24 protein-coding genes, 5 tRNA genes and 1 pseudogene are annotated in these 26,592 nt (G+C 51.5%); 23 read left to right on the forward strand and 7 right to left on the reverse strand.

The genetic code is table 11. From position 1 onward, the window contains the following. Nucleotides 1-412: pseudogene (locus EXW96_RS20310) on the reverse strand (IS21 family transposase); the annotation flags it as partial. 260 nt (nt 413-672) lie between these two features. On the opposite strand from EXW96_RS20310, the gene EXW96_RS20315 reads away from it, so the two are divergent. From EXW96_RS20315 to EXW96_RS20340, 6 genes are all read left to right on the forward strand, one after another. Further along, complete coding sequence (locus tag EXW96_RS20315) at nt 673-2,328, forward strand: IS5 family transposase (protein ID WP_174351011.1); 1,656 nt, start codon at nt 673-675, stop codon at nt 2,326-2,328. 173 nt (nt 2,329-2,501) lie between these two features. Further along, nucleotides 2,502-3,638, forward strand: a complete 1,137-nt coding sequence (locus tag EXW96_RS20320; protein ID WP_174351255.1) for an outer membrane lipoprotein-sorting protein — start codon at nt 2,502-2,504, stop codon at nt 3,636-3,638. 444 nt (nt 3,639-4,082) lie between these two features. Next, nucleotides 4,083-5,270: an alanine racemase gene (gene alr, locus EXW96_RS20325; RefSeq protein WP_174351256.1), complete on the forward strand. Its 1,188-nt coding sequence runs from the start codon at nt 4,083-4,085 to the stop codon at nt 5,268-5,270. A gap of 202 nt (nt 5,271-5,472) precedes the next feature. Further along, entirely contained in the window at nt 5,473-5,754 is a 282-nt protein-coding gene (locus EXW96_RS20330; protein WP_062411056.1) for a CopG family ribbon-helix-helix protein, read from the forward strand. Between the two features lie 3 nt (nt 5,755-5,757). After that, nucleotides 5,758-6,108 (forward strand): type II toxin-antitoxin system PemK/MazF family toxin, encoded by a 351-nt coding sequence (locus EXW96_RS20335; RefSeq protein ID WP_010494553.1) that lies wholly within the window; start codon nt 5,758-5,760, stop codon nt 6,106-6,108. A 73-nt stretch (nt 6,109-6,181) separates the two neighbouring features. Next, nucleotides 6,182-8,407: a Tex family protein gene (locus EXW96_RS20340; RefSeq protein ID WP_174351257.1), complete on the forward strand. Its 2,226-nt coding sequence runs from the start codon at nt 6,182-6,184 to the stop codon at nt 8,405-8,407. A 107-nt stretch (nt 8,408-8,514) separates the two neighbouring features. On the opposite strand, the gene cmpA is transcribed toward EXW96_RS20340, so the two are convergent. Further along, on the reverse strand, nt 8,515-8,655 hold the full coding sequence (cmpA, locus tag EXW96_RS20345; RefSeq protein ID WP_137670414.1) for a cortex morphogenetic protein CmpA: 141 nt from the start codon (nt 8,653-8,655) through the stop codon (nt 8,515-8,517). An 80-nt stretch (nt 8,656-8,735) separates the two neighbouring features. Then, a complete protein-coding gene (locus tag EXW96_RS20350) occupies nt 8,736-9,098 on the reverse strand; it encodes a hydrolase/acyltransferase (RefSeq protein ID WP_174351258.1) in 363 nt (120 codons plus the stop codon). A 149-nt stretch (nt 9,099-9,247) separates the two neighbouring features. On the opposite strand from EXW96_RS20350, the gene EXW96_RS20355 reads away from it, so the two are divergent. From EXW96_RS20355 to EXW96_RS20365, 3 genes are all read left to right on the forward strand, one after another. Beyond that, nucleotides 9,248-9,721, forward strand: a complete 474-nt coding sequence (locus tag EXW96_RS20355; RefSeq protein WP_174351259.1) for a SprT family protein — start codon at nt 9,248-9,250, stop codon at nt 9,719-9,721. A gap of 37 nt (nt 9,722-9,758) precedes the next feature. Beyond that, nucleotides 9,759-9,834 (forward strand) — tRNA-Asn (locus tag EXW96_RS20360). A gap of 10 nt (nt 9,835-9,844) precedes the next feature. After that, nucleotides 9,845-9,932 (forward strand) — tRNA-Ser (locus EXW96_RS20365). 625 nt (nt 9,933-10,557) lie between these two features. On the opposite strand, the gene EXW96_RS20370 is transcribed toward EXW96_RS20365, so the two are convergent. Continuing rightward, the gene (locus tag EXW96_RS20370; RefSeq protein ID WP_160327392.1) at nt 10,558-10,704 is read right to left on the reverse strand and encodes a hypothetical protein; all 147 of its coding nucleotides are present in this window, start codon (nt 10,702-10,704) and stop codon (nt 10,558-10,560) included. 206 nt (nt 10,705-10,910) lie between these two features. Between EXW96_RS20370 and EXW96_RS20375 the strand changes: the two genes are divergently transcribed. Continuing rightward, nucleotides 10,911-10,982 (forward strand) — tRNA-Glu (locus EXW96_RS20375). Between the two features lie 121 nt (nt 10,983-11,103). Continuing rightward, nucleotides 11,104-11,186: transfer RNA gene (locus EXW96_RS20380), tRNA-Leu, on the forward strand. A gap of 124 nt (nt 11,187-11,310) precedes the next feature. On the opposite strand, the gene EXW96_RS20385 is transcribed toward EXW96_RS20380, so the two are convergent. Then, nucleotides 11,311-11,703, reverse strand: coding sequence for a DUF2500 domain-containing protein (locus EXW96_RS20385; RefSeq protein ID WP_174351260.1), 393 nt, complete (start codon nt 11,701-11,703; stop codon nt 11,311-11,313). A gap of 184 nt (nt 11,704-11,887) precedes the next feature. Here EXW96_RS20385 and EXW96_RS20390 point away from each other — a divergent pair. Together EXW96_RS20390 and EXW96_RS20395 are read left to right on the forward strand one after the other, a co-directional pair. Next, nucleotides 11,888-11,970, forward strand: a tRNA-Leu gene (locus tag EXW96_RS20390). A 145-nt stretch (nt 11,971-12,115) separates the two neighbouring features. Next, complete coding sequence (locus tag EXW96_RS20395) at nt 12,116-12,709, forward strand: YitT family protein (RefSeq protein ID WP_174351261.1); 594 nt, start codon at nt 12,116-12,118, stop codon at nt 12,707-12,709. Nucleotides 12,710-12,753: 44 nt separating this feature from the next. Here the strand turns inward: EXW96_RS20395 and EXW96_RS20400 are convergent, their stop codons facing one another. Then, nucleotides 12,754-13,026 carry a hypothetical protein gene (locus tag EXW96_RS20400; RefSeq protein ID WP_174351262.1) on the reverse strand — a complete coding sequence of 91 codons (273 nt, stop codon included), beginning with the start codon at nt 13,024-13,026 and terminating at the stop codon, nt 12,754-12,756. A gap of 281 nt (nt 13,027-13,307) precedes the next feature. On the opposite strand from EXW96_RS20400, the gene EXW96_RS20405 reads away from it, so the two are divergent. After that, nucleotides 13,308-14,708, forward strand: coding sequence for an S-layer homology domain-containing protein (locus EXW96_RS20405; protein ID WP_174351263.1), 1,401 nt, complete (start codon nt 13,308-13,310; stop codon nt 14,706-14,708). Between the two features lie 126 nt (nt 14,709-14,834). Here the strand turns inward: EXW96_RS20405 and EXW96_RS20410 are convergent, their stop codons facing one another. Next, nucleotides 14,835-15,284, reverse strand: a complete 450-nt coding sequence (locus EXW96_RS20410) for a DUF2621 domain-containing protein (RefSeq protein WP_054818170.1) — start codon at nt 15,282-15,284, stop codon at nt 14,835-14,837. 166 nt (nt 15,285-15,450) lie between these two features. Between EXW96_RS20410 and EXW96_RS20415 the strand changes: the two genes are divergently transcribed. The 9 genes from EXW96_RS20415 to EXW96_RS20455 all read left to right on the forward strand — a co-directional run bounded on the left by EXW96_RS20415 (nt 15,451) and on the right by EXW96_RS20455 (nt 26,583). After that, complete coding sequence (locus tag EXW96_RS20415; protein ID WP_062409887.1) at nt 15,451-16,578, forward strand: deoxyribonuclease IV; 1,128 nt, start codon at nt 15,451-15,453, stop codon at nt 16,576-16,578. 31 nt (nt 16,579-16,609) lie between these two features. Continuing rightward, entirely contained in the window at nt 16,610-17,503 is an 894-nt protein-coding gene (gene purU / locus EXW96_RS20420) for a formyltetrahydrofolate deformylase (protein WP_054818171.1), read from the forward strand. 460 nt (nt 17,504-17,963) lie between these two features. Further along, a complete protein-coding gene (nirB, locus tag EXW96_RS20425; protein ID WP_174351264.1) occupies nt 17,964-20,399 on the forward strand; it encodes a nitrite reductase large subunit NirB in 2,436 nt (811 codons plus the stop codon). 61 nt (nt 20,400-20,460) lie between these two features. Further along, complete coding sequence (gene nirD / locus EXW96_RS20430; RefSeq protein WP_174351265.1) at nt 20,461-20,790, forward strand: nitrite reductase small subunit NirD; 330 nt, start codon at nt 20,461-20,463, stop codon at nt 20,788-20,790. Nucleotides 20,791-21,179: 389 nt separating this feature from the next. Continuing rightward, a complete protein-coding gene (gene tkt, locus EXW96_RS20435) occupies nt 21,180-23,183 on the forward strand; it encodes a transketolase (protein ID WP_174351266.1) in 2,004 nt (667 codons plus the stop codon). Nucleotides 23,184-23,209: 26 nt separating this feature from the next. Further along, nucleotides 23,210-23,527: a pyrimidine/purine nucleoside phosphorylase gene (ppnP, locus tag EXW96_RS20440; protein ID WP_174351267.1), complete on the forward strand. Its 318-nt coding sequence runs from the start codon at nt 23,210-23,212 to the stop codon at nt 23,525-23,527. Between the two features lie 281 nt (nt 23,528-23,808). Next, nucleotides 23,809-25,164 carry a glucose-6-phosphate isomerase gene (locus EXW96_RS20445; protein ID WP_054818174.1) on the forward strand — a complete coding sequence of 452 codons (1,356 nt, stop codon included), beginning with the start codon at nt 23,809-23,811 and terminating at the stop codon, nt 25,162-25,164. 121 nt (nt 25,165-25,285) lie between these two features. Continuing rightward, complete coding sequence (locus EXW96_RS20450) at nt 25,286-25,924, forward strand: YigZ family protein (protein ID WP_062409884.1); 639 nt, start codon at nt 25,286-25,288, stop codon at nt 25,922-25,924. Between the two features lie 71 nt (nt 25,925-25,995). Next, on the forward strand, nt 25,996-26,583 hold the full coding sequence (locus EXW96_RS20455) for a TetR/AcrR family transcriptional regulator (protein ID WP_174351268.1): 588 nt from the start codon (nt 25,996-25,998) through the stop codon (nt 26,581-26,583). The last annotated feature ends 9 nt before the right edge of the window (nt 26,584-26,592 follow it).

The following is a 26,592-nucleotide window of genomic DNA, read 5'->3' on the forward strand; positions in this document are numbered from 1 at the left end:
TTCTGACCTCACCGTTTAGATCGACATACTCACAGATTTTCCAATCCACTTGCGCTTGTTGCCCGGGTTTCGTCTCGTACCGTTGCACAGCTGGCATTTGTCCAGGTGGACGAAACGGTTTTACATAATCCTTGAGGATGGTGATGCCTCCGGTGTAGCCTTGTTCTTTCAAGAGCCGCATCAGCACTTCACAATTGAATATTCCTTTGGCCAAGTATCGATCGACGAGTGGTTTGTACGGATCCAGTTTGGACGCTTTTTTCTTCCGGGGCTTTGGATCAGGTATTCCATCGGCTCTCAGATATTTGCGAATGGTATTTCTTGCGTGCCCTGTTTCCCGAACAATACCGCGAATACTCTTGCCAGTGGCTTGGAGTTCATGTATTCTGATCACAGTCCCACTCCTTAGCATATGTCTCCCCTCTGAAGCTACTTTGGTCGGTAATTTCAGAGAGATATATTCTACAGGGGTGGGTCATTTTCATTCCGGCGATGATGGGTCAATTATATCCCGGCGGTGACAAATTGTAAGTTATTTAGGGCTTGCTGAACGCTCGAAAATTGGCTAAAAACGGCGTCACAACAAGGGGTTTGAGCTCATTATGTCGAATTCATATGCAAAGAAAACACAGGAAATAGCAGCCAAAACCTTGCAGACGGAGAGTGACGAGCGTGTACAAGCCGACCGTGCATCTAGAAAACCAAATGATTTTGCCGGACGATTTCTTTCTGCCCTTCGGCGGGAAACTGGATAAAGAAAATCGTTGGGTTCAGTTGGCGAAGCTGGTACCATGGGCGCATGCCGAGAAAAACTACGGCCAGTTCTTCAAGGACACGTTTCGCGGGCAGCACACACTCAGCTTGCGAATGGGACTGGGCGCTCTCATTATTCAAGAGCGGATGCAGCTGACGGATCGGGAGACGCTTGCGTCGATCAGCGAAAATCCGTACATGCAGTACTTCATTGGCTTGGCCGGGTTCGAAATGAAGCCCCCCTTTCATCACTCCATGATGACGCATTTCCGCAAACGCCTGAAGGATGTGCTCGCCGAAATCAATGAGATCGTGGCCACCGAAGGCGCGAAGGAATGGAAGGACGATGACGAGGGCGACGCGAATGGCGGCGGCATAAGCAGTAAAAGAAAACGAGCAAGCAAGAAGAGCGCCTCTTCAGATACAGCGGAGCAACAAACGATGTTTGATGATGCGAAGGCCCAAGCCGTGAAGCCGGCGATCCCAGCCACTACGGAGCAGGCGCTTGCGGAACAAGCCCAGGAATGGGCGAATGAGCAGGCGTCAGCAAACGAGCCGCTTTCCACAGATAGGCAAGAACTCGTTACGGAAGCACCGCTCACTCCCAATGCAGGAACGCTTCTCGTTGATGCCAGTTGTGCACCGGCGGATGTCGCGTATCCAACCGATTTGAATCTACTCAATGAGGCACGGGAGAAGCTCGAAGGGATCATCGACACGCTGCATGAACCGGTTGTCGGTAAAGCGACAAAGCCGCGTACCTACAGGGAAAAAGCGCGCAAGCAGTATCTGGCGGTCTCCAAGCAGCGCCGTCCGGGACCGAAAGTGATTCGCAAAGCGATCAGGCGACAGCTTGGATACGTCGGGCGTAATCTGGCCATCATCGCCGAGCAGGCGAAAGAGCAGCCGCTTACGCTGCTTAGCCGCAAAGCCTGCCGCGACTTGTTGGTCATTCACGAACTGTATCGCCAGCAACTTCAAATGTACAACGGTCGTACACATCAGATCGAAGATCGGATCGTCAGCATTCACCAACCGCATGTCAGGCCGATCGTGCGCGGGAAAGCCAAAGCGCGAGTCGAGTTTGGAGCCAAGATCGCCGTAAGCATGACGAAGGGCTATGCGTTCCTTGATCGTATTTCCTGGGACAATTTCAACGAGAGCACGACGCTCATCGAGGCGATTAAGAAGTACCGCAGCCGCATGGGATGCTATCCGGCGGTTGTACAGGCGGATCAAATCTATCGCACGCGGGAGAATCGAAACTTCTGCAAACAACATGGCATTCGGCTCAGCGGACCGGCTTTGGGTCGACCGCCGAAAGACGGTCAGACAAACGAGCAGCGGCACCTGGCTAAACAAGATGCGGGGGAACGAAACGCCATTGAAGGCAAATTCGGAGAAGGCAAGCGAAAGTACGGGCTTGACCGTATTCGAGCGCGCCTTGCACAGACGAGCGAGTCCGTCATCACGCTGCAACTGCTGGTGATGAATCTGGAACGCAGGCTGCGCGTTCTCTTTTGCTTCATTTTTTCCATTCTGCTTCGCCGTCGCCCCACCATCATTTTCAGGTAAACAATCGTTCAGCAAGCCCTATTTATTCCAAAAATTATTCATTTTGAGTAGAAACCTTATATACCTATATAGTTAAATTTAGGAACCCCAACCCTTGTCTGCATAATTGTCCAACCCTCCACATAGACATGTTATCAAGATCAGTTTGATTATGTCGTGGAGGGGATGAAGCTATGCGGCGGTTCACGTGGGTGGTGGCCCTTGTGATGGTTTGCTTGAGCTTGGTGGTCAGCGGATGCGGCCTGATAGGGAAGAAGGATGCGGGATCGGTTGTTAAGGATTTGGATGGGGTAAGAAGCAAGCTGCAAAGTTACCACGGCAAGGGGAAGATGACGCTCAATACGGGGCAGGAGCCGCAGGAGTACGACGTTGAGGTTTGCTACCTGGAGCCTTCTTATTACCGGATTGTGTTGACGAATGCCAAGAAGGACATTACGCAGATTGTGCTTCGCAATGATGATGGGGTGTTCGTGCTGACGCCGCATTTGAACAAGAGCTTCCGCTTCCAGAGCGATTGGCCGGAAAATCAGGGACAAGTTTATTTGTACCAGTCACTTGTGGACAGCATTCTGATGGATAATGAGCGCCAGTTTACGTCCGATGAGAAGTCGTATGTATTTGATGTGGTGGCGAACTACCAGAACGGGTCGCTTGCGCGGCAGAAGGTGTGGCTTGATAAGAGAAATTATGCGCCGCAGCATGTGGAAGTGTCGGATGCGAATGCAAATGTTTTGGTGATCGTGAAGTTTGATGTATTTGAATTCGGTACGAAGTTTGAAAAGGATCATTTTGATATGCAGCGCAATATGACCGGTTGGAACCTGATGACGCAGCCGACGATAGTACATCATGACGATGCGAACGCCGGTGCGGCGGAAGCGGGAAAGACAGGTGAGAGCAAAGGCGCCGCGGCGAACGGAACCGGGGCAAAAGGTACGGCTTCGGGTGAGAAAACGGATGCGGCCAAGCAGCAGTCGTTCGGTATTATTGAGCCGAACTATATGCCGAGCGGGGTGAAGAAGCAGGATGTGACGGAGCTGACGCTGGGTGATGATAAAGCTGTAATGCTTCGGTACTCAGGGACTTATAATTACACGCTGTTGGAATCGCGGCCTGTGACGAAAACGGTGACGAATATGCCGGGGGACATCCTGGACCTGGGCTTTACGCTCGGTGTTGTAACGGGGGATGCCAAAAAAACGCTGACCTGGACATATGATGGGGTAGAGTTCCGGTTGTCGACCGCAGATCTGCCAGAAACGGAAATGATTAAGATTGCGCAAGCCGTTCAAGGAGAAATGGGGAAATAACACCTCTATGGCCTATTGGAGTATGGCCCTGCAGGAAAAATTTCTGCGGGGCTATGATTGGCTATCGCCGCTAAAAGGGTAGAATGAGGCTTAAGCATTTGAATTTTCAGTCTCCAAGCGGAGTGGTGGTTTTTTAGGATATCCAATGTAAAATCGTGGAGTTGAGCTCTTGCTTGATTTCGGCGAAGCGATCGTTGATTCCGGCAGAATTCCCTTTTGGCAGCCTGTCAAAATTTGAAGCTCTACCCGTGTTTCTTTCCGAAGGTCTGGGGCGAGTAAACGGAAATTTTGTTTTTGGCATCTTTCCCAAACTGTTAAAAATCCGTGATATCGTTGACAGGACAAGGGTATACGGATTAACATAGTTCTAGTCATTAGGGAAGCTCTTCCCCAAATGGGGTGGCTTCCCTTGCTTTTGTGAGACTTGAGAAGAAGGTGGACCTAGTGGATTCGTTTTACCGGCCGACGCGGGTAGAAATTTCGCTTGATGCACTGCGTCACAACCTGGAGGAGTTTCGAAGAGTACTTCCTGAGCATGTAAGCATGATGGCTGTCGTCAAAGCGGACGCTTATGGCCACGGCGCCGTAGAGGTTTGCAGGGAGGCGCTTAGCAGCGGTGTAAAGTATATTGCTGTAGCTTTTTTGGACGAGGGCCTGGAGCTGAGGCAAGCGGGAATAACAGCGCCGATCCTGGTGTTGGGTTATACGCCGCCTGAAGGGCTGGAGACGGCCTGGGAGAACGATATTACGCTAAATGTTTACACGCATGAGCTGTTGGATGCTTGGGAGCGTTTGGGGCCCAGGGAGCGTCCGCTGAACATTCATATTAAGATTGACTCCGGCATGAACCGGCTCGGGTTGACTGAAGAGCATGAAGCGATTGAACTGATTGAACGGGCGATGCGGATACCCGGGCTGCGGGTGGAAGGGCTGTTCACCCATTATGCTTGCGCAGACGAGACGGATAAAAGCTATACACTGGAGCAGTACGGTCGCTTTGAACGGGTGGTGGAGCATTTTCACCGTCAAGGAATCCGGTTCCCCTGGGTGCATGCGGGCAACAGTGCCGCGGCGATCGATACGCCGAATTTGACGTATAATATGGTACGGCTCGGGATCAGCATGTACGGCTTGTACCCTTCGGAGGAGGTCAATCAGCAAATCATTGATCTTCAGCCGGTACTAAGCATCAAATCGGCCGTAGTCATGGTCAAAAAGGTGCCTCCCGGCGCAGGTGTTAGCTATGGCGCGATTTACCGGACAGAGGGCGAAGAAACAATCGCTACGCTGCCGATCGGGTATGCGGACGGATTCTCGCGAATACTGACGGGCAAGGCGCAGGTGCTGATCAAAGGACAGCGTGTGCCGATCGTGGGCAGAATTTGTATGGATCAATGTATGATGAATGTGACGGGTCTTGCCGATATATCTGTCGAAGAAGAAGTCGTCATTCTGGGAAGCCAGGGAGAAGAGCGAATCACGGCGGAGGAGCATGCTCATTGGCTTGGAACCATCAATTACGAAGTCATCTGCATGATCTCGCACCGCGTTCCGCGAGTTTATATCAAAGAGGGGCGCGTCTCGCATACGGTCAATCCGCTGCTCCGGCATAGGTGGGAGCGGACAGAGTAAGGGGTTCATTTTTCCAAAGGTTTTTTTCTCCGGGTTGAGAGGATTTTCATGTTTTTCCGCGAATATGTATACTAATAGTCTGTGGACGCCAAACGGTATAGCATATTTGCTATACCTTGTGCATATATTGATTTTGTATATTTTTACTGGGATGTTGCCATAATGGAAATAGGTGTTTGTATGTTTTTGGGGGTGTATGTTGGTGGCGGGTGCGCATAATACGAAGCGAATCATGATCAGCTTGCCGGATTACTTGCTGAAGGAAGTCGACCATCTGGTGGAAAAGGAAAATTCCAACCGCAGCGAGTTTATCCGTCAGGCAATGAAGCTGTATTTGATTGAGCGAAAAAAGAGGCATTTGCGCGATTCCATGCAGCGCGGCTATATGGAAATGGCTAAGATCAACCTACACATAGCCTCGGAAGCATTTCAGGCGGAGGAAGAAGCGGATGGCACGCTTGACCGTCTTGTAAGCGGGGTGTGACGATTGATTGTCAAACGTGGCGATGTCTTTTTCGCGGATCTCTCACCGGTCGTGGGTTCCGAGCAGGGCGGCATTCGTCCTGTTCTGATCATTCAGAATGATATTGGCAATCGCTTCAGCCCCACGGTGATCGTGGCAGCGATTACAGCACAGATTCAGAAGGCCAAGCTGCCGACGCACGTGGAGATTGACGCGGAAGCGCACGGTTTTGACAGGGATTCGGTCATTCTGCTAGAACAAATCCGGACCATTGACAAGCAGCGGTTAACGGATAAAATCACGCACTTGGATGAAGAAACCATGCGCAAGGTCGACGAGGCTTTGCAAATCAGCGTAGGACTAATTGAGTTTTAAAAGGTGCTGGCGAGGCGGGGGTGCGTGTGCCCTCGTTTTTTCGTTGTTGGCATATGGAGAGGAGAAACTTTGGATGGCACAAGAGCAAACGGTACAAGCGGAGAATGAACAATCTAAGGCAGAGCTGACCGCAGAGATGAAGTCGGCGATTCAGGAGCGGATTGTGAAGCAGATCGCTTCGGAGCTTCAAATTGCGGTAAGCCGGGTGAAAACGACCGTTGGGCTTTTGGATGAGGGGAATACCATTCCTTTTATCGCGCGGTACCGTAAGGAAATGACGGGAGAGCTCGATGAAAATCAACTGCGTGACATTGAGGAGCGGCTGACATATCTTCGCAATCTGGAGGACCGGAAGCTGGAGGTTGTCCGTTTGATCGACGAGCAGGGAAAGCTGACCGACGAGCTGCGGACTGCCATTGAACAGTCGGTGAAGCTGCAGGAGGTTGAAGATCTGTATCGGCCTTACCGTCAAAAACGCAAGACGCGGGCAAGCGTGGCCAAGGAGAAGGGCCTGGAACCGCTGGCGGAGTGGATTTTGGCTCAGCCCAAGCAGGGCGAGCTGCTGTCGGAAGCGGCGGGCTATATTAGTGAGGAGAAGGGCGTGCAGACGGCTGAGGAAGCCGTTCAGGGCGCTATGGATATCATTGCCGAGCAAATCGCGGATGACGCGAAAATCCGGGCTTGGGTACGCCGCTACACGTTTGAGCAGGGTGTGCTTCGTACGGAAGCGAAAGACGCTCAGCAGGAGTCCGTCTATGAGATGTACTACAGCTATCAGGAGCCGGTTCGCAAACTGCCGCCTCACCGTATTCTGGCGGTAAACCGCGGGGAGCGGGAGGAAGTGCTGAAGGTGACGCTGGATGTGCCTGTGGGGCGTATCCATGAATATATAGCGAAGCAAATCATCCAAGGACCTTCTGTGGTTCAGGATACGCTGCAGGCCGTCATTGAGGATGCGTATAAAAGGCTGATATCCTCATCGATTGAGCGGGAAGTGCGTAACGAGATGACGGAGAAAGCGGAGGAAAAAGCGATCGAGGTGTTCGCGGAGAACCTGCGCAACCTGCTTCTGCAGCCGCCGGTTAAAGGCAAGGTGGTGCTCGGCGTGGACCCCGCTTACCGGACAGGCTGTAAGCTTGCGGTAGTGGACGATACGGGCAAATTGCTCGAAATCGCCGTTACTTATCCGACACCTCCGAACAATAAGGTGGCGGAAGCGAAGGTCATCTTCGGGCGGCTGATCGACAAGTACGGTGTAGAATTGATCGTTATCGGCAACGGAACGGCTTCCCGTGAAACGGAGCAGTTCGTAGCCGAACTGATTGGCGAACTGAAGGGACGGAAGCTGCAGTATTTGATTGTCAGCGAGGCTGGGGCGAGCGTGTACTCGGCGTCGAAGCTGGCGCAGACGGAGTTCCCTGATCTGGACGTGGCGGAACGTAGTGCGATTTCGATTGCCCGGAGGGTCCAGGATCCGTTGGCGGAGCTTGTCAAAATCGAGCCGAAAGCGATCGGCGTTGGGCAGTACCAGCACGATGTTACGCAAAAAAGGCTTGATGAAAGCCTGACCTTCGTTGTCGAGTCCGTGGTGAACCATGTGGGAGTAGATGTGAATACGGCATCCCCGGCGCTGCTGTCCTATGTGTCGGGTGTGAACAGTACACTGGCCAAAAACATCGTGAAATACCGCGATGAGAACGGGAAATTCGAGAGCCGGAAGCAGCTGCAGAAGGTGCCGCGGCTTGGGGCGAAGGCATTCGAGCAGTGCGCGGGCTTTCTGCGTATCCCGGATGGCGCTAATCCGCTGGATAATACGCCGATCCATCCCGAGTCGTACGAGGTGGTGGATAAGCTGTTCCGCGAGCTGAAGCTGGAGCTATCGCAGCTTGGCACCGCCGAACTGAAAGAAATTCTCGGCAGGCTGGAACCCGAGGAGTTGGCCTTAAAGCTGGATGTCGGGGTACCGACGCTTCGCGACATTCTCGATTCGCTGCAGCGGCCGGGACGCGACCCGCGGGAGGAGCTTCCTGCTCCGATTTTCCGCACCGATGTGCTGCAGATCGAGGATTTGGCTCCGGGCATGGAACTGAAGGGGACCGTCCGTAACGTGATCGATTTCGGCGCGTTCGTCGATATCGGAATTAAGAACGACGGGCTTGTCCACATTTCCCAGATGAGCGATTCCTTCGTAAAGCATCCGATGGATGTCGTTTCCGTAGGCGATGTAGTGACGGTGTGGGTGCTTAACGTGGATGTGAAAAAAGGCCGCGTCGGTTTGACGATGAAAAAGCCTTCTTAAGCAAATAATAGAGCATAGGCCGGAGGCAAGGGGCTTCGCTTGGTTGACATGGCGAGGCGAGTCCCTTTCGACTGGCATATGCTCTATTCGCATTGGTGTGGAGATGTTCAATGAAGCTGGGATTCCGTATAATGCGCGTCTTGTCTGCGTGTCCGGTAAAAGAACCAGCAATCGTTAAGTAAACGGATTTGCCGGTGGTTTTTGTTGTAAAAGGCGCGCATCAGTTGGTTGCATAGCCACTGTGGCAAGCCGATCAGCCCCTTCCCGTCATGCTTCGTACATCTTTAGCATATGGTGAAAGGGACCGTGGGGTGCAGGTCCTTATGAATTACGCAAGTTCTTCTACCTCTTCGTACCACTGCTCAAGCTGTGCTTGAAGGGCGCGAATTTCCGTAAGAAGGGAAATGAGAGGGTACTCTTTTTCCTGTTCCCTAAGGGCGGAGAAGGCTTTCTCGAGTGCATTGATGTAATCCAGGCCGTGCTGCAGCTTGTATGCCGGATGGACGATCTCAAGCTGTTCGAATTCCGCAATAAATACCGGCAAGGCCGGTTTGGACGGGATGGTCAGCTTATCCAGCTCCTTGTGAAGTCTTTGATTGAGTGCGGCCAATTGGTACATATGCGTTGCCGGCATTTCGACAAATTCCAATTGATCGTTATGTTGAAGTAAAGCGTATTTCATTTTGGGCATTGGAAGGCGGCTCCTCTCATAAGATCAAACGTTAATTCGTGCGCAAGAATGATTTTCATGATTCCTACTTGACAGTTTAGCCTAACCTGCGGTTACAATTCAAGTGATGAAACTTGAGGTAGAAAACAAATAAAGGATGGGAAAAATCAATGGATGACCGGCAGCTTCAGCTGTGGGTGGAGCAAATATCATTGACATCGTTTGGGCTGCCTTTTGAGCATCAGGCTCGATTTAACCGGCGGCTGCGTTCTACAGGGGGACGGTATTTTACCCGTACGCATGACATTGAAATCAGTTGGCTTCAGTACGAACAATTTGGTGCCTCCGATGTGGAAAAAATCATTAAGCATGAGCTGTGCCATTACCATCTGCATATTCGGGGCAGAGGTTATCAGCATCGGGACAGTGACTTCAAGCAACTGCTCGCCAAAGTGGGCGGAACTCGATATTGCAGATCACTGCCTCAATCGCTGCGGCGCAAGGAGCCATACCGGTACAAGCTCGTATGTGTGAGCTGCAAGGCGGAGTATTTGCGTAAAAGGAAGGCCGACCCGCGCAAATACGTTTGTGGACATTGCAAAGGGAAATTGAGATTGCTCACAATTGAAATGGCACATGCTTGACTTGGAGCAGCAATCATGATAAATTAAAAATTGTTCTTCCCCGATAGCTCAGTCGGTAGAGCACTCGACTGTTAATCGAGTTGTCACAGGTTCGAGTCCTGTTCGGGGAGCCATTCTTATCTTGGAGAGATACCCAAGTGGCTCAAGGGGACCCTCTGCTAAGGGGTTAGACTGCGTAAGTGGTGCGAGGGTTCGAATCCCTCTCTCTCCGTATATATAGCAAAATAAACCGCCGGAAGGCGGTTTTTGCTATATATGGGAATATGAGAGGGTTCGAACACGAGAAGAGGGGGCGGCGGAGCAGCGTAGGGAACGCTGCGGAGTCTCGCGGTCTCGTAATTCCAACGGTGAAACCGATCATTAAAATCCATACATTCAATAACCGAAAGGCCAATTCAGTTTGGGAATCCTTTTGAAGTTCATGCCTTAACAATTCGACAATAAAGGTCAGCGGCGGAAAAATAAAGCTAATGATCGTGAGCATTTTCGTAATTTCGTTCATCCAATCCGATTAAAAGGCCTGTCAGCGATTCTCTATATATGTCGAGCGGGTCGATTACCCGGGAAATATGATCATCGATGTCGATGACATAAGCTTCTGCTTTCTTGCATAGAAGGTAAGTTTTTGATGTCTTATGGCGTCGAGAAGCGATTTTTCTCCACAAGATGACTCGTCGGAGTTGAACGTTTGAAATGGAAAATTTCATGCGATACGAGAACATAAGGATTGTGGCAAGTGTTCTGCTTCGTACAGTCCAAAAGACCTTTCGTAATATTTCTCGACAATGGCAAAAAACGTCAATCCAATGTTCCTTATGGCGGTTCATTTTGAGACGCTATTTCAGCATGATGCGGACCTCCACCACCAAGGGCAGCAGTGAAACGGCTTTCCAGGAATACTCGACCTGCGCCGGAACCGGGTCGGAGATATGTATCCAGGCGCTATCGTCTTGATCCGGAACGCGAATGTCTTGTTCGGTCATTCGGTCGGCGGTTCATCGGTAATTCAGCAGATAACTGGCACCTCATTAAAAGGCTTTATTTTTCCCTGACTGGCATAACGGAATTTCCGTTCCCAAAGCTTGCTTTTGTTCCCGAAAAACTGTCGAAAAAACATCTTGTCAACCTCGGAACATTCCGCTATAATAACTCTTGTCGCTTAAAAAGCAGTCGATTTTCATTATGGCATGGCCCGTTGGTCAAGGGGTTAAGACACCTCCCTTTCACGGAGGTAACAGGGGTTCGAATCCCCTACGGGTCATATTAAAGGGGATTTGAACCCCTGAGGGTTCGTCGGAGGATAAGCTTCGCTAGCATCGGCTTCGCAGTCTCGGAGCGCAGCGAGGAGTATCCCCTACGGGTCGTTATAATCATTTTAACCTGCGGTTGTGGTGGAATGGCAGACACGCTATCTTGAGGGGGTAGTGAGCGTACGCTCGTGGAGGTTCGAGTCCTCTCAACCGCATTCAATAAGCCTGGTGATCCCAATAGGATCATCAGGCTTATTTTCTGTCGAATGTGGTAAGGGAGAGACGCTCTGGAGGCAAACGCTTGGATGGCGTCTCATCTTTTCCGACGTTGGAGCAGCCTCAATAAATGGATCGCTGCCGGGATCTCTGAAATTCCAGGAAGCGGGTGCCTTGATAGGAAAGCTGCCCCTGATCGCCTTCCGCCAACAGACCGTAATCGCCGGGGCGAACATGGAATTCGCGTCGTTCTCCCTGATCAAATTCAAACGTGACATAATAGGAAGTATGGGCTGAAGTGTGTTCGCCCCCGCTGACTCTTGTCCGTTTGGAAACGACAAAAGCCGGCTTGGTGATTCGTTCGCAGGCGTTATTGCTCATCCAGGTGTAAACCCCCCGGCCCAATATAAACAAAGCAACCCCCACAATGAGCGTCGTAATAAGAGTAAACATCATTGAAAAAACAGGCGGCGGACCACCAAAAGAACCGCTAAACGGATCGCCAAAAGAGATCATTCCGTCCACTCCCCATATGGAAATTTGTTCATACGGTTTAAACGTATTTCCGTGCCGGGATGTTTCATGGTTTAAATATTTCAAACCAATAAAAAGAAATATAGTAAAAAACATTCGGGTATGAAGTGCTGTCAAACGAGCGGGCTTTACTCTTGCTGGAGAACAAGATATAATTATATTATGCGCGGTTGTGGTGGAATGGCAGACACGCTATCTTGAGGGGGTAGTGGGCGTACGCCCGTGGAGGTTCGAGTCCTCTCAACCGCATTTTGGCTTAAATCCGGAAACCCTTGGTATTCAAGGGTTTTTTCTTTTGCGCTTTATCTCTTCGCTGAGAGTAAATAGGGATTAATGCACATTTTTGATGTGTTCAGCATATAAATCAGACATGCCTTAATGGGAGCTGGTTGGGTTGCTGTACCATAAAATCGTTGCAATCATAACGGGAAGCTTGCTGATCGCGATGGGTGTGAATTGTTTTTTGATGCCGTTTAAAGTTTTGGACGGCGGGATTATTGGCATAGCTCTCATTATTAATTATTTGTTCGAATTCAAAGTGGGACTTGTAGTCATCCTGTGCAGCATACCCATCTTTACATTGGCATGGATTTATTACCGGGAGTTGGTCTACAACAGTTTGCATGGCATGCTGCTTTCCTCCTATCTGATTGATATCTTGGAACCGTTCCACTATTATTTTCTCTATTATGTAAATTTGACGCCGGTCAGCAGCAGCGTAATCGGAGGCTTGATTATCGGCGCGGGAATCGGAATCATGCTGCGATATGATACCAGTACCGGGGGAACGGATTTGCTGGCTCAATTTCTTTCGAAGTATGTTACGTTTAATGTAGGGATCATCATTTTTATTCTGGATGCGATCATTATCAGCTTGGGAGGCCTGCTGATCTCGGCGGAGACATTGGTGCTGTCTGTGATTACGATTACGGTTGGAGGCGTGACGACAACGCTCTGTACGCTTAAATCCGTTGGACGGACGCATTGAAAATGACAAAAACCTCCTTCTCGGGAGGACTCCTTATGAGTAAGCTATAGGCGCAGCAGGGCCTGCCGTTCGGCTTGAGGACGGCATAATTTGCAGACACCGACCACTCTGCCGCGGCCGGAATAAAAGGTCAGTTCCTTTGGAGGGACTTTCTTTTTACAGTAAGAGTAGCTTTGCTTGGACAGAGGTCGTTTGCTTCGGCCAGAATGGATGTGCTGCGGGCGATTTCGTTTCTTCCTTAAGACGAGCCGGACGGCGGCGGCAGCAATCACAAGAATAAGCCCATACAGGAGTATCTTTTCTTGATCACCGAACATGATGTCCCTCCCTCGTTTTTGAACCGATGATGAATATGGCCTTACTACACCAATATTTCGTCAAACGGGCGTTGATTCCTTTTTTCGGGTCGACTGTCTATTAACGGAGCATTGAATGCAGCGGCCGCCGGGGATGCCTTGAAACAAGCAATCGGTATAGCCCTCCTCGAAAAGGGAAGAATCTACAGGTCGTGCATTCCGGGACGAATTCAAGGTTTGCTGTAACAAAATATGCCCCTCCTACCGATAAAAAAGGAAAGAGATGGGAGGTATTGCGACTCATGAGAAATGCTAGCAGCCCGATGTGGCGCAAACTCGTGCTTCTGGTGTCATTCACTCTTTTGCTGTCGTTATTGCCGGTCCGGGCATTCAGTGCGGACACCGGCTTCCGGGACGTCGATCCGCAGCGCTACGCCTGGGCGATCAACGCCATACGGCTGATGACCGACAAGCAAGTGTTAACCGGTTATCCCGACGGCCTGTTTCGTCCGGATCAAACGGTCAGCAAAGCGGAATGGACGGTGATGGTCCATCGTTTGTTTAATAAGTACCGTCCCAACCAGTATGCGGTGGGGATGGAGAAAATCAGCTATTTTACGGACGTGCCTCCGCTTCACTGGGCACATCGGCCGATTATGGATATGTATAACGCGTCTTTTCGCATCGGCGGATACGGCGTGAGCCGAACCGGGGATTTGGCCTTCCGGCCTGATCAAGCGTTGAACCGGCTTCAGCTGGCGCAGATGCTTTACGCATTCTTCGATCAGCGGCTGATGGACCGCAGGCTGAGTGAAAACGATGTGTGTGCCGTTATGATGGAGTTTAAGGATGTCCCTGTCAGGCTGTTTACGGATCCTGAGGAATATGCTGCCGCCAAGGCGGACGGAAGATACGAAGCGGGAGGGTTGATGGATATTGAAAGCAGCAATGTATATCCGTCGCTCTTTATGGGCAACCATTCCAGCAACTGCAAGTTTGGAGACGATCCGCTCTCGAACGTGCAATCTACGGCGCTCGTCAGTCTGAAGGCCAACGGCATCATGACGCCGAACGACGATGGATACTTCCGGCCGAAGGATAGAGTGACACGCGCGGAAGCTGTGACCATTCTTAACCGGATTTACAGCTACCTTAAAAACAACAGCCTGCTCTCGGACTATACGTCTGTCGAGCTTGATGCATCCGGCTCCGGCAGTGGTTCTGCGGGAACAGGCGGAGGAGCGCCGTCATCAGGCGGGGGTTCCTTCAATAACAATCCAGGCAGCAGTATCATCGTTCCGCCGAATTCGGGCGGCTCTGCCGGCGGGAATCATCAGAATCCGGAATGGTCGGATAAATCGGTGATTCGTGTAACGGATTATTTTAACGATCAGGGTGTCATTGTGAAAAATGTGAAGCTGTTCGGTGAGATCGAGACGGCGGTGCAGCCGAATGGGAAGAGATTTTTGACCATCGATATGAAATCGCAGGAGAAGGTGGATCTGTACGTTATTCTGGACGGTCGTGTGGGCTTCGTCAAGCAGGAGGAACTGCCGCTTACTCTGCCTTTGGACGGCATTGGGATGGTGGGTCTCCGTTCGCAGAAGCGGGATATGAAATCGCCGCGGACAACGGAGTATCAAACCACATTGAGCGTGGCCCTGTACGACGAGGATCCGGGAAATGGCAAAAAGCGGAAATAGACCGCCGTATGGGAGGCCTCCGTTCCCTTTGAGGGACGGGGGTCTTTTTGTTGAACTCCTGTTTATAACAAGGGGTTCACGCAGCAAAAATCCCTCCCGGCGTATCGGAGAGGGATATCCAAGCTGCTACTGAAGCAGATGCTTATAAGCGGTATAGTCGATTTGCTTCTTGTCGAGAAAGGAGGTCAGACTCTTGTAATCGCGTTTTGGCGTTGCGAGAATGTAACCCTTGATGCAATGATCCTTTGTGATTTCAGTGGCGTTGTCCTCCAGGGCCACTTGTCCGATCCGGGCGGCGATGGAATGCCTGGCGATGTCACGGAAAGGCTTGGGGACCGGTTCAACGAGCATTTCAAGGAAGGCTTTGGATTCCTCCGTCCATAGATGCCGGGATGATTCGACATAATGATTTTGCCAGTCGAGCTTGGATTTACCGTCATTTCCCATCGGAAGCACCTTCAAAAATTTGCGGAACATAAAATAGCCGCCGATCGACATAAAGAACAGCAGCACGAACACCCAAAACAGGATAAACCACATAAATCCCGAGGGCGGGACGGAACTGGATAAAAGCATCGTACATTTCACCTCGCTTCCATTATACCGTAAATCCGGGATTCAGGAAAACGGCAGAACGGAGCAGGAGCGCCTTTTGGTTAGAGAAACATTTCCTATTCTAGATTTCCGGACGCAATCCTAGTAAAATAGAGAGATGTGATGTGAAAAGGAGTGAATTCCGGTCATGGTTAAAATTGGATCACACGTATCGTTTTCAGATAAAGGGCTGCTGAATGCTGCGAAAGAAGCTGTTTCGTACGGCTCCGGCACGTTTATGATTTATACGGGGGCGCCGCAAAATACGCGCCGCAAGCCGATTGAATCGCAGTATATCGAAGAAGGCAAAGAGCTGATGGACAAGCATGGCATCGATGAAATTATCGTACATGCTCCCTATATCATTAACCTGGGATCGTATAAAGAGGACACATTCGAGCTGGCGGTACGTTTTCTTCAGGAAGAAATTCGCCGTACGGATTATATAGGCGTAAAGCAGATTGTACTGCATCCGGGCGCTTACACGGACAAGGATGCCGAGTTCGGTATTGCGCGCATCGCTCAAGGCTTGAATGAGGTGCTGGCAGGCGTGAAGGATACGGATGTAAAAATTGCGCTGGAGACGATGGCTGGCAAGGGGACGGAAATCGGCCGCAGTTTCGAAGAACTGGCGCAGATTATCGAGAAGGTGGATGACAACGGCCGTCTGTCAGTGTGCTTTGATACGTGCCACGTGAATGATGCGGGTTACGATATCGTGAACGATCTGGATGGCGTGCTGGAGGAGTTTGATCGTGTGATCGGTCTGGACCGTATTGCGGTGGTTCATCTGAACGACAGCAAAAATCCGATTGGAGCGGGGAAAGACCGCCATGCCACTGTTGGCTCGGGCTGGATCGGTTTCGATGCGATGAACGGCGTGGTTCACCACGAGAAGCTGAAGCATCTGCCGTTTATACTGGAGACTCCGTGGATCGGTAAGCAGGATAGCTACCAGCGTCCGATGTATGAGGCGGAGATTGCTCTGTTGGGGGGCACCGTGAAAGAGCGGTTCGGCGAAGAGTTCCTCTCGGATGTAGAGCGATTGGCGCACTTTTTCTCGAAGCAGGAGCTGAATCCGAGAACGTATGTGCTTCAGACGTGGGAAGTTCTCAAGACGGATGCCAAAGCCAAAAAAGCGGATGGCCGCGAGCCGATGGAGCGACTTTATGACATGGTTGTTGCAGAAGGCTTGTTCCCCGAATTAACCGAAGAACAGATTAATCACCGTTTGACTGCGTGGTTTGCCGGTGAGCATTTGTTTGCCGCCGTATAATGGTCAGTTTAATGAAGGAGTAGAAAATGTAATGGTTCCAAAAATCACCCCTAAGAGAACAAGTACAGATTTACAAAATCGTGCCCGCATGCTGGTATCCTGTCCGGACAGGCCGGGTATCGTGGCCGCGGTTTCGCGGTTTTTATACGAGCATGGCGCCAATATCGTTCAATCCGATCAATATACGATGGATCCGGAGGGAGGCTTATTCTTTATCCGGATCGAATTCGATCTCGACAATCTGGATGCACGGATCGAACGGCTCAAAGCCGATTTCGACAACGTGGCGAAGGAATTTGAGATGGACTGGAGGATGACACGCGCAAGCCGCAGGAAGCGCCTCGCCATCTTCGTATCCAAGGAAGACCACTGCCTGCTGGAGCTGCTCTGGCACTGGCAGTCGGGGGATCTCGATGCGGACATTGCGATGGTCATCAGCAATCATGACCACATGCGGGAGCTTGTTGAGCCGCTCGGCATACCTTATCATTATATTCCCGTGACACCGGATACGAAGGCTGAAGCGGAGAAGCGTCAGCTTGAGCTGGTGGCCGGGAAGGTGGATGTGGTCATCCTGGCCCGCTACATGCAGATTATCTCGCCGAAGTTTATAGAGCATTTTCCGAACCGGATTATCAACATTCACCATTCGTTCCTTCCGGCTTTCATCGGCGGCAAGCCGTACGCTCAGGCATATAACCGCGGCGTAAAAATCATTGGAGCTACGGCGCATTATGTCACGGAGGAGCTGGATGGCGGGCCGATCATCGAGCAGGACGTGCAGCGGGTAAGCCACCGCGACAATGTGGATGACCTGAAGCGCATCGGGCGCCATATCGAAAGAACGGTGTTGGCGCGGGCCGTCGGTTGGCACGTGGAGGATCGCGTCATTGTGCATCAAAATAAAACGGTAGTGTTCAGTTAAAATAAAACGTGAAAGGGTCAGGAGACCCGGATGCGATTGAATCATGAAGGTCGACACGTCTTCTTTGAAGTAAAGAAGCGGGTCGGCCTTATTTTTGTACTATGAAAGATGTTTATGGAGACTGGTGATATTGAAGTAACCTATCAGCTTTGATTTATATGTAATATAATATAACATAAAATTGAAGTTTATATATTCATTTGAAGGGAAACTTTTATAAAAAACGAACAATAAAATAAATTAAATCATTTAATATTCGGTTTTTTAAAAATAAATACATAAAAAATCAATAAATTTCAGAAGAATATATTGTATAATACGGATTTATCGTGTATATTGGTTTTACACGATTAAATGTAAATAAACATTACACAAAATAGGATTTCCGGATGAAAATATTCAATAATTTCTTAAATATAACGTTTTGTGTAATGTATTTTAGGATGAGGAGTGGAGAGGCATGAAACGGAAGCTGGTGCTGGTTGGCAATGGGATGGCGGGCGTACGGTGTGTGGAGCATATTTTAAAGCTGGCCCCTCAGATGTTCGATATTACGATTTTCGGGGCGGAGCCATATCCGAATTACAATCGGATTTTACTTTCGTCGGTGCTTGCCGGGGATTCCGGGTTGAAGGACATCGTCCTGAACGACTGGGACTGGTATCGGGACAACAACATTACGTTCCATGCAGGGCATACCGTGACGAAGATCGATACGGCCAACAAGAAGGTTGTTTCCGATAAAGGCGTGACCGCAGCTTATGATGAGCTTATCCTGGCAACGGGCTCGCTGCCGTTCATGCTTCCGATTCCCGGGGCGGACAAGGAAGGGGTTATCGCTTTCCGGGATATCAAGGACTGCGAAACGATGATGGAGACGGCCAAGCAATATAAGAAAGCGGTCGTCATCGGCGGAGGTCTGCTCGGACTGGAAGCGGCGCGCGGACTGCTCAATCTGAATATGGAGGTATCGGTTGTCCATATTAACCATTATTTGATGGAGCGCCAGTTGGATGAAACGGCTTCGAGAATGCTGCAGGCCGAGCTGGAGCGTCAGGGCATGAAGTTTCTTTTGGAGAAGCAGACGGAACAAATCGTGGGCAAGAAGAGGGTAACCGGGGTCAAGTTCAAGGACGGCGGCTTTGAGGAAGCCGACCTCGTCGTGATGGCGGTCGGGATACGGCCGAACGTTACGCTTGCCAAGGAAAGCGGGATTGAGCTGAATCGCGGCATCGTGGTGAACGATTACCTGCAAACCAGCGTCCCGAATATCTATGCGGTCGGGGAGTGCGCTGAGCACCGCGGCGTTGCTTACGGACTTGTAGCCCCGTTGTATGAACAGGGGGATGTGCTTGCCAAGAAGCTGTGCGGTCTTGAGTGCGAAGGGTACCGGGGATCGGTCACGTCCACCAAGCTCAAGGTGTCGGGCGTTGACGTCTTCTCCGGCGGTCAATATAACGAAGAGCCGGGAACGCGCGCCATTAGGATTCAAGATGAAATTGACGGCATCTACAAAAAGATTTTGATCCGGGATGGGAAAGTGGTCGGCGCCGTGATGTTTGGCGATACAAGCGACAGCTCCCGCATCTTCCAACTGATACGAACGGGGGAAGATATCAGCGGCCGGGAGAAGGAAATCGTGCTGGGCGAAGACTTTGGCAGCAGGAACGGTAACGGCGGGACGGCGGTCGGGGCGATGAGCGATGACGAGATCGTATGCGGATGCAACGGCGTGACCAAAGGAACCATAGTGAAAGCCATTCAAGAAAAGCGACTCACTTCGGTTGAGGAGATCAAGGCTTGTACGAATGCCTCGCGATCCTGCGGGGGATGTAAACCGCTCGTCGCCCAGGTACTGAACTGTACGCTGGGGGAGGATGCCGTCACCGCGGCCAAAGAGGGAATCTGCGGCTGTACGACATTGGACCGGGACGAGGTGGTAGCGGCTATCCGCTCGATGCATTTGACGACGAGCAAAGAGGTTATGCATGTGCTCGAATGGTCGAATCCGGAGGGCTGCTCCAAATGCCGTCCTGCGCTGAACTATTATCTCGGCATGGTTTGGCCGGTGGAGCACGCAGAAGAGCGGGAGTCGCGCTTTGTTAATGAACGGAATCACGCCAACATTCAGAAGGACGGCACTTACTCCGTCATACCGAGAATTTATGGCGGGGTGACTTCTCCCAAGGAATTGAAAAAAATCGCCGAAGTGGCGGAAAAATATGACGTGCCGATGGTCAAAATTACAGGCGGTCAGCGTATTGATCTGCTCGGCGTGAAGAAAGAAGATCTGCCGGGGATGTGGGAAGAGCTCGATATGCCGTCCGGCTATGGTTACGGCAAAGCTCTCCGTACAGTGAAAACTTGTGTCGGTTCGACCTTCTGCCGGTTCGGAACACAGGATTCGATCTCCATGGGTATTGAGCTGGAGCGGCGTTTTGAGCGGTTGAACACACCGGCCAAGGTGAAAATGGCCGTATCCGGATGTCCGCGCAACTGTGCGGAAGCGACAATTAAGGACTTCGGCGTTGTGGCCATCGACGGCGGCTGGGAGCTGTATATTGGCGGCAACGGCGGCGTCAAGGTCAGGGCATCCGACTTGATGTGGAAGGTCAGGACGAAAGAGGAGGTGCTCGAATACTCGGCCGCTTTCTTGCAGTATTACCGGGAGAACGCCAAATGGAACGAACGGACGAGCGAATGGGTACAGCGTGTCGGCCTGGACGTGATTCGGCAGGCTTTGGATACCGAGGAGAAGCGAAAGGCGCTTGTGGCGCGTATCGACGAGACGCTGAAGCTGATGAAGGATCCTTGGAAGGAAATCATTGAGACGCCCGAGCTGCGCGCCATGTTTGAATCGCTTCCGGCGAAGGATGCCGCCGCCGCGGCGGAATAAGAGGAAACCGGACGGTGGCGCCCGGATTGGGTCGACATTATTTTGAACGAGGTGAGCGCTGATGGAGCGTATTATGGTAGCCCGGGTATCGGATATCCCGGCGCTGCGGTCCAGAACGGTAAAGGTAGCCGGTACGGAGATTGCCGTCTTCAAGCTTTCGAGCGGGGAATTGCACGCCATCGAAAACCGCTGCCCCCATAAGAACGGGAAGCTGTCGGAAGGAATCGTTTGCGATCATCACGTTTTTTGCCCCCTGCACGACTGGAAGATCAATATGAAGGACGGTTTGGTGCAGGCTCCCGATGAAGGCTGTGTGACGACGTTTCCGGTTGAAGTGGATGCGGAAGGGAAAGTGTTTCTGCTGTTGAACAAAGACAGTCTGTCCGCGTAGCAACATATGCGGCAAAAGAAAGACGGTGCTGGCTATGGCTCAGTACCGTCTTGTTTATTTTCCTGTTGCAGCTTGCGCAGAGACCATGCGCCGCAGCGGGCGAGCAGCACAGAATACAAGAAGTGGCTGGCAAGCCACCAGGCCAGCGCCGCTGTGTCAGTGAACAACAATTTTGCAGTAGATTATTTTGTAGAATAGAAGTGTACGGGTTATGGAAAACTCATGCGGAGAATGGTACAATAGGGCAAGTACTTGAAGTGGCCGGAGAATGATGCACACGTGAACAGCTTACGCTGCATAAGGGTAGCTTGCTGTTTGTAATGAAGGCGATTCACGGCTTGACACACTGATGCGATACAAGACAAAGATGTAGAAGTGGGAGGATAATAATGACGGTAACAAACAAATCGATTGAGCAACTTTCCGTGGATACCATCCGCACCCTTTCCATCGATGCGGTAGAGAAGGCGAAGTCCGGACATCCCGGCATGCCTATGGGAGCCGCGCCGATGGGATATGAGCTGTTCGCCAAGCTGATGAAGCATTATCCGGATCAGCCGAATTGGATCAACCGCGACCGGTTTGTGCTGTCGGCCGGACATGGTTCCATGCTGCTGTACAGCTTGCTGCATCTCTGCGGATATGATTTGCCGATGGAAGAGCTGAAGAATTTCCGGCAATGGGGCAGCAAAACGCCGGGTCACCCGGAAGTGGGCCACACGGTTGGCGTCGATGCGACTACAGGCCCGCTTGGACAAGGTTTCGGTATGGCGGTAGGTATGGCCATGGCGGAAGCTCATTTGTCTGCCGTATATAATCGTGATCAATACCGTGTGATCGACCATTATACTTATGTCATTTGCGGTGACGGCGACCTGATGGAAGGGATCTCTTCGGAGTCCGCATCGCTTGCCGGTCATCTGAAGCTTGGCAAATTGATCGTACTTTACGATTCTAACGATATCTCGCTGGACGGCGAGCTCAATCTGTCCTTCTCCGAGAATGTGGCCAAGCGCTTTGAAGGCTACGGCTGGCAGGTGCTTCGCGTAGAGGACGGCAACGATCTGCAGGCGATTCACAATGCGGTGCTGGAAGCGCAGGCCGATTATCGTCCGACCTTGATCGAGGTGAAGACGGTTATCGGTTACGGCAGCCCGAACAAAGCGGGCAAAGGCGGACATGCGGGCCCGCATGGATCGCCGCTGGGTGCGGAAGAAGTCGCGCTGACGAAGAAGGCTTACGGTTGGGACGATACGCAGCATTTCCACGTGCCGGATGAAGTGCGCAAGCATTTTGAAGACGTGAAAAAGCGCAACAGGGATATATACGAAGGATGGAACGCCATGTTTGCCGAATACGCCAAGGCGTATCCTGAGCTTGCAAAGCAGTTTGAAATTGCCGTGAAGGGCGATCTGCCGGAAGGCTGGGATAAAGACATCTCGATCGCTCCGCCTGCAGAGAAAGGAACCCGGACGGCATCGGGCATCGTGCTCAACGAAATTGCCAAGAATGTGCCGCATCTGATCGGCGGATCTGCGGATCTCGAATCGTCGACGATGACGCATATGAAAGACCTCGGCGTATTGTCGGCCAAGGATTACAGCGGGCGGAACGTTTACTTCGGCGTACGCGAGTTCGGAATGGGCGCGGCAGTGAACGGGATGCTGCTGCACGGCGGTCTGAAAGTATTCGGCGGAACGTTCTTCGTTTTCTCGGATTACCTGCGTCCGGCCATTCGTCTCGCAGCCATCATGAATGTACCGGCGATCTACGTCTTTACGCATGACAGCATCGGTGTCGGCGAAGACGGCCCGACGCATGAGCCGATCGAGCAGTTGGCGGCGCTTCGCGTCATTCCGGGCGTAACGGTGATCCGTCCGGCGGACGGCAGCGAAACTGCGGCGGCATGGCGTTATGCGGTAGAGAACAAGGGCGGTCCGGTCGCACTGATTCTCTCCCGTCAAGCGGCTCCGAAGCTGGAGGGCTCGGAGAAGGGCGCGGTCGATCGCGGCGCGTATGTGCTTGCCGATGCTCCGGACGGCAAGCCGCAAGCGCAAATTATCGCGACAGGTACGGAAGTGCAGCTGGCTGTTGAGGCTCAGAAGCAGCTTGCCGAAGAAGGCGTGGCTGTCCGGGTCATCAGCATGCCGAGCTGGGAGTTGTTCGATAAACAGGCGCAAGAGTACAAGGATTCGGTTATTCTGCCGGATGTGAAAGCGCGTTTGGCAGTGGAAATGGGCCATGAGTTTGGCTGGGAGCGTTATGTCGGCGAGCAGGGCGACGTGCTCGGCATCAACAAGTTCGGCGCATCGGCTCCGGGTCCGGTCGTTATCCGTGAGTACGGATTTACCGTAGAGAACGTGGTTGCCCGCGTAAAGCAGCTGTTGAAATAAACCATTCAGAGGGGAACGTTGGCGCGATGTCGCAGTTTGAGAATGTAACGGTAGTAAAAAAAGCAAACGTCTATTTTGACGGGAAGGTCACAAGCCGCGCGGTTCTGTTCGCGGACGGCACGAAGAAGACGCTCGGCATCATGCTGCCCGGCGAGTACGAGTTCGGTACGGACGTGAAGGAAGTGATGGAAATATTGGCCGGTGAGCTGAAGGTGCTGCTCCCCGGTTCAACGGAATGGCTGGAGATTAACGGCACGGGAGAATTCACCGTTCCGGCCGGACAGAAGTTCAAGCTTGACGTCCGTACGGTGACGGATTACTGCTGCTCCTACATTAGCGAATAGTACGGCAAGTCAAACCCCGCTTGTCCGATCCATGATGACATAACGATGGCGGATGGGCGGGGTTTTTATTTTTTCGGCGGCCGGCCTTTCCGCTGCTGCCCTGCAAATCCGTCCGATCGTGTTGATCTCGTCATGGCTGCATGGATTTTTGTATTTTATGGGAGACTGTGAATGTTCTCTTGCGTTATGGACAGAAAGTAAAGTATTCTATGTGATAGGGATTTACGACATAGTCTTCATAAAGAGAGAACCAGATGAATGGATAGGAGGACATGTTTACGATGGGAGCAAAACTTCGTTTTGATTACAGTAAAGCACTGAATTTCATTGGACAACATGAAGTGGATTATTTGGCCGGGGCGGTAGCCGCGGCACATGACCAATTGCATAATAAAACCGGTGCAGGCAATGATTATCTCGGCTGGATCGATCTTCCAGTCAATTACGACAAGGATGAATTTGCCCGCATTCAGAAAGCGGCCCGGCAGATTCAATCGGATTCCGATGCGCTCGTGGTGATCGGTATCGGAGGCTCTTATCTGGGAGCCAGAGCGGCGATCGAGATGCTGTCGCACAGCTTCTATAACCTGCTGCCCAAGGACAAGCGCAAGACGCCTGAAATTTATTTTGTCGGCCAAAACATCAGCTCCACCTATGTCGCTCATCTGCTCCAGTTGCTCGAAGGCAAGGACATCTCGGTAAACGTGATCTCCAAATCCGGAACGACAACGGAGCCGGCGGTCGCCTTCCGCATTTTCCGCGAGCTGCTGGAAAAGAAATACGGCAAGGAAGCGGCGCGCAAGCGTATTTATGCGACAACCGATCAAGCCAGAGGGGCTTTGAAGAAGCTGGCCACGGAGGAAGGCTACGAAAGCTTCGTGATTCCGGATGATGTGGGCGGCCGGTATTCGGTGCTGACAGCAGTAGGATTGCTGCCGATCGCAACGGCCGGCATCGATATCGAAGCCATGATGCGCGGCGCGGCGGATGCGCGTGAAGCTTACTCCAATCCGAATTTGAAGGAAAACGAAGCTTACCAGTATGCCGCGGTACGCAATGCGCTCTATCGCAAAGGCAAAACAACCGAAATTCTCGTCAACTACGAGCCATCCCTGCACTATGTGTCGGAATGGTGGAAGCAGCTGTACGGTGAGAGCGAAGGTAAGGATAACAAAGGAATTTACCCTTCCTCGGTCGATTTTTCAACGGACCTTCATTCCATGGGACAGTTTATCCAAGAAGGCTCGCGCAATTTGTTCGAGACCGTGATTCAAGTCGAGGAGGTTGCTGAGAAAATTGTGATCGGCAGCGATCCGCAGGATTTGGACGGACTCAACTTTCTCAGCGGCCAAACGATGGATTTTGTCAACAAGAAAGCGTTCGAAGGGACGATGCTCGCCCATACGGACGGAGGCGTACCGAATCTTATCGTTACCCTGCCGGATATGAGCCCGTACACGTTCGGTTACATGGTTTACTTCTTTGAAAAAGCGTGCGGAATCAGCGGATACTTGCTTGGAGTCAATCCGTTCGATCAGCCGGGCGTGGAAGCATATAAGAAAAACATGTTCGCGCTGCTTGGAAAACCGGGATACGAGAAACAAAAAGCTGAGCTAGAAGCCAGACTGAAACAGTAAGGCCGACGGACTCTGGCACACGCGACAAAGCGGCTCATCCCTTGGGAGAGCCGCTTTTTTTAGATCTAACACGAATCTACACGGGCAGGGCGGTTAGATATAAAGGAGGCACTGAAAGACCATGCTCACACAGTACAGAACGGTAAAGCGTTTCGGTTCGGCGGAGGTCGTCATCAAGAAATCGCGGTTTATCGGTTATGCCAAGCCGGTGGAGACGGAAGACGAGGCGATCGCTTTTATCGAAAGCATCAAGAAGGAGCATTGGAACGCTACGCATAATTGCTCGGCTTACATGATCGGGGAGCGGGATGAGATTCAGAGAGCGTCGGATGATGGAGAACCGAGCGGTACGGCGGGGAAACCGATTCTCGAAGTCATCAAGAACCAAGGGATGAAAAATGTTGCCGTAGTCGTCACCCGGTATTTTGGCGGGATCCTGCTTGGCGCAGGAGGCTTGGTTCGCGCGTATACCGATGGAGCGGTCATTGGACTCGCGGCGGCGGAGCCCGTGTATAAGGTATTGCACACCGAGGTATTGGTGGAAATCGACTACACATGGCACGGCAAAGTGGATAACGAGCTGAGGAACCGGGGGATGCTGATGGGCGATACCTCATTCACCGACAAAGTGACGCTGACCTGCTTGCCTCTGGCTGAAGAGACGGAGCGGTTCATCCATTGGATGACGGATATTACGCAAGGACAGGCAACGATTATTGAAGGGGAATCGCGTTATATAGATCATGACGAGCTTCCGTGAAGAGTGAAGTGGGGGCGCGGCTGATATAGAATAGTCCATGACAACAATGACACAGTGGGGGTTGGGAAATTTTGGCCAGGAAGGCAGTTGCACAGGAGCTGAGTCGCGAGCGCATATTGGAGGAGGCGAGACAGCTTTTTATCCAGCACGGTTATCATGCATTAACGATGCGGAGCATCGCAAAGTCAATGGGTTACAGCCATGGGGCATTGTACTATCATTTTAGCGAGAAGGCGGAACTGTTCTATGCATTGGTTAGCGATGATTTCCGAATGCTGCTGGATCGGCTGAAGGATATGCTGAGGCGCACCCGCTTAGGGGATCTTGGGCAGCTGGAGAAGCTGATGTTTGAATTTATCCGCTTCGGGTTGGAGAATCCGAACCATTACGAAATCATGTTTATGATCAAGGACCCCGAGCTGCAGCGTTATTCACGGACGGAGCAGGCGGAGTGTTTGGAGCTGTTTGCAACTGTTGTGCGGTCAGTCGTCTCTAAGCGGACGGACGGCGATAAAAAGATGTACAGCCTGCCATGGAGCTTGTTCATGTCACTGCACGGATTTATTTCTTATAATATTCGTTATAATCAATCGTTCGAAGATGTCAAAAAGTTGGCGGAACAACATGTCAAATATTTGTGCGAAGGGCTGCAAGGATAGTGTCATCTC

This window comes from Paenibacillus sp. JMULE4, assembly GCF_013337105.1.
Lineage (GTDB): Bacteria > Bacillota > Bacilli > Paenibacillales > NBRC-103111 > Paenibacillus_G > Paenibacillus_G naphthalenovorans.

Bases quoted from the DNA above. Each gene is read 5' to 3' on its own strand.
- EXW96_RS20320 (WP_174351255.1), top strand. From the start codon at position 2,502: ATGCGGCGGTTCACGTGGGTGGTGGCCCTTGTGATGGTTTGCTTGAGC.
- EXW96_RS20340 (WP_174351257.1), top strand. From the start codon at position 6,182: ATGGCACAAGAGCAAACGGTACAAGCGGAGAATGAACAATCTAAGGCA.
- EXW96_RS20350 (WP_174351258.1), bottom strand. From the start codon at position 9,098: ATGCCCAAAATGAAATACGCTTTACTTCAACATAACGATCAATTGGAA.
- EXW96_RS20355 (WP_174351259.1), top strand. From the start codon at position 9,248: ATGGATGACCGGCAGCTTCAGCTGTGGGTGGAGCAAATATCATTGACA.
- EXW96_RS20370 (WP_160327392.1), bottom strand. From the start codon at position 10,704: ATGACCGAACAAGACATTCGCGTTCCGGATCAAGACGATAGCGCCTGG.
- EXW96_RS20385 (WP_174351260.1), bottom strand. From the start codon at position 11,703: ATGATCTCTTTTGGCGATCCGTTTAGCGGTTCTTTTGGTGGTCCGCCG.
- EXW96_RS20400 (WP_174351262.1), bottom strand. From the start codon at position 13,026: ATGTTCGGTGATCAAGAAAAGATACTCCTGTATGGGCTTATTCTTGTG.
- EXW96_RS20405 (WP_174351263.1), top strand. From the start codon at position 13,308: ATGAGAAATGCTAGCAGCCCGATGTGGCGCAAACTCGTGCTTCTGGTG.
- EXW96_RS20410 (WP_054818170.1), bottom strand. From the start codon at position 15,284: ATGCTTTTATCCAGTTCCGTCCCGCCCTCGGGATTTATGTGGTTTATC.
- EXW96_RS20415 (WP_062409887.1), top strand. From the start codon at position 15,451: ATGGTTAAAATTGGATCACACGTATCGTTTTCAGATAAAGGGCTGCTG.
- purU (WP_054818171.1), top strand. From the start codon at position 16,610: ATGGTTCCAAAAATCACCCCTAAGAGAACAAGTACAGATTTACAAAAT.
- nirB (WP_174351264.1), top strand. From the start codon at position 17,964: ATGAAACGGAAGCTGGTGCTGGTTGGCAATGGGATGGCGGGCGTACGG.
- nirD (WP_174351265.1), top strand. From the start codon at position 20,461: ATGGAGCGTATTATGGTAGCCCGGGTATCGGATATCCCGGCGCTGCGG.
- tkt (WP_174351266.1), top strand. From the start codon at position 21,180: ATGACGGTAACAAACAAATCGATTGAGCAACTTTCCGTGGATACCATC.
- ppnP (WP_174351267.1), top strand. From the start codon at position 23,210: ATGTCGCAGTTTGAGAATGTAACGGTAGTAAAAAAAGCAAACGTCTAT.
- EXW96_RS20445 (WP_054818174.1), top strand. From the start codon at position 23,809: ATGGGAGCAAAACTTCGTTTTGATTACAGTAAAGCACTGAATTTCATT.
- EXW96_RS20450 (WP_062409884.1), top strand. From the start codon at position 25,286: ATGCTCACACAGTACAGAACGGTAAAGCGTTTCGGTTCGGCGGAGGTC.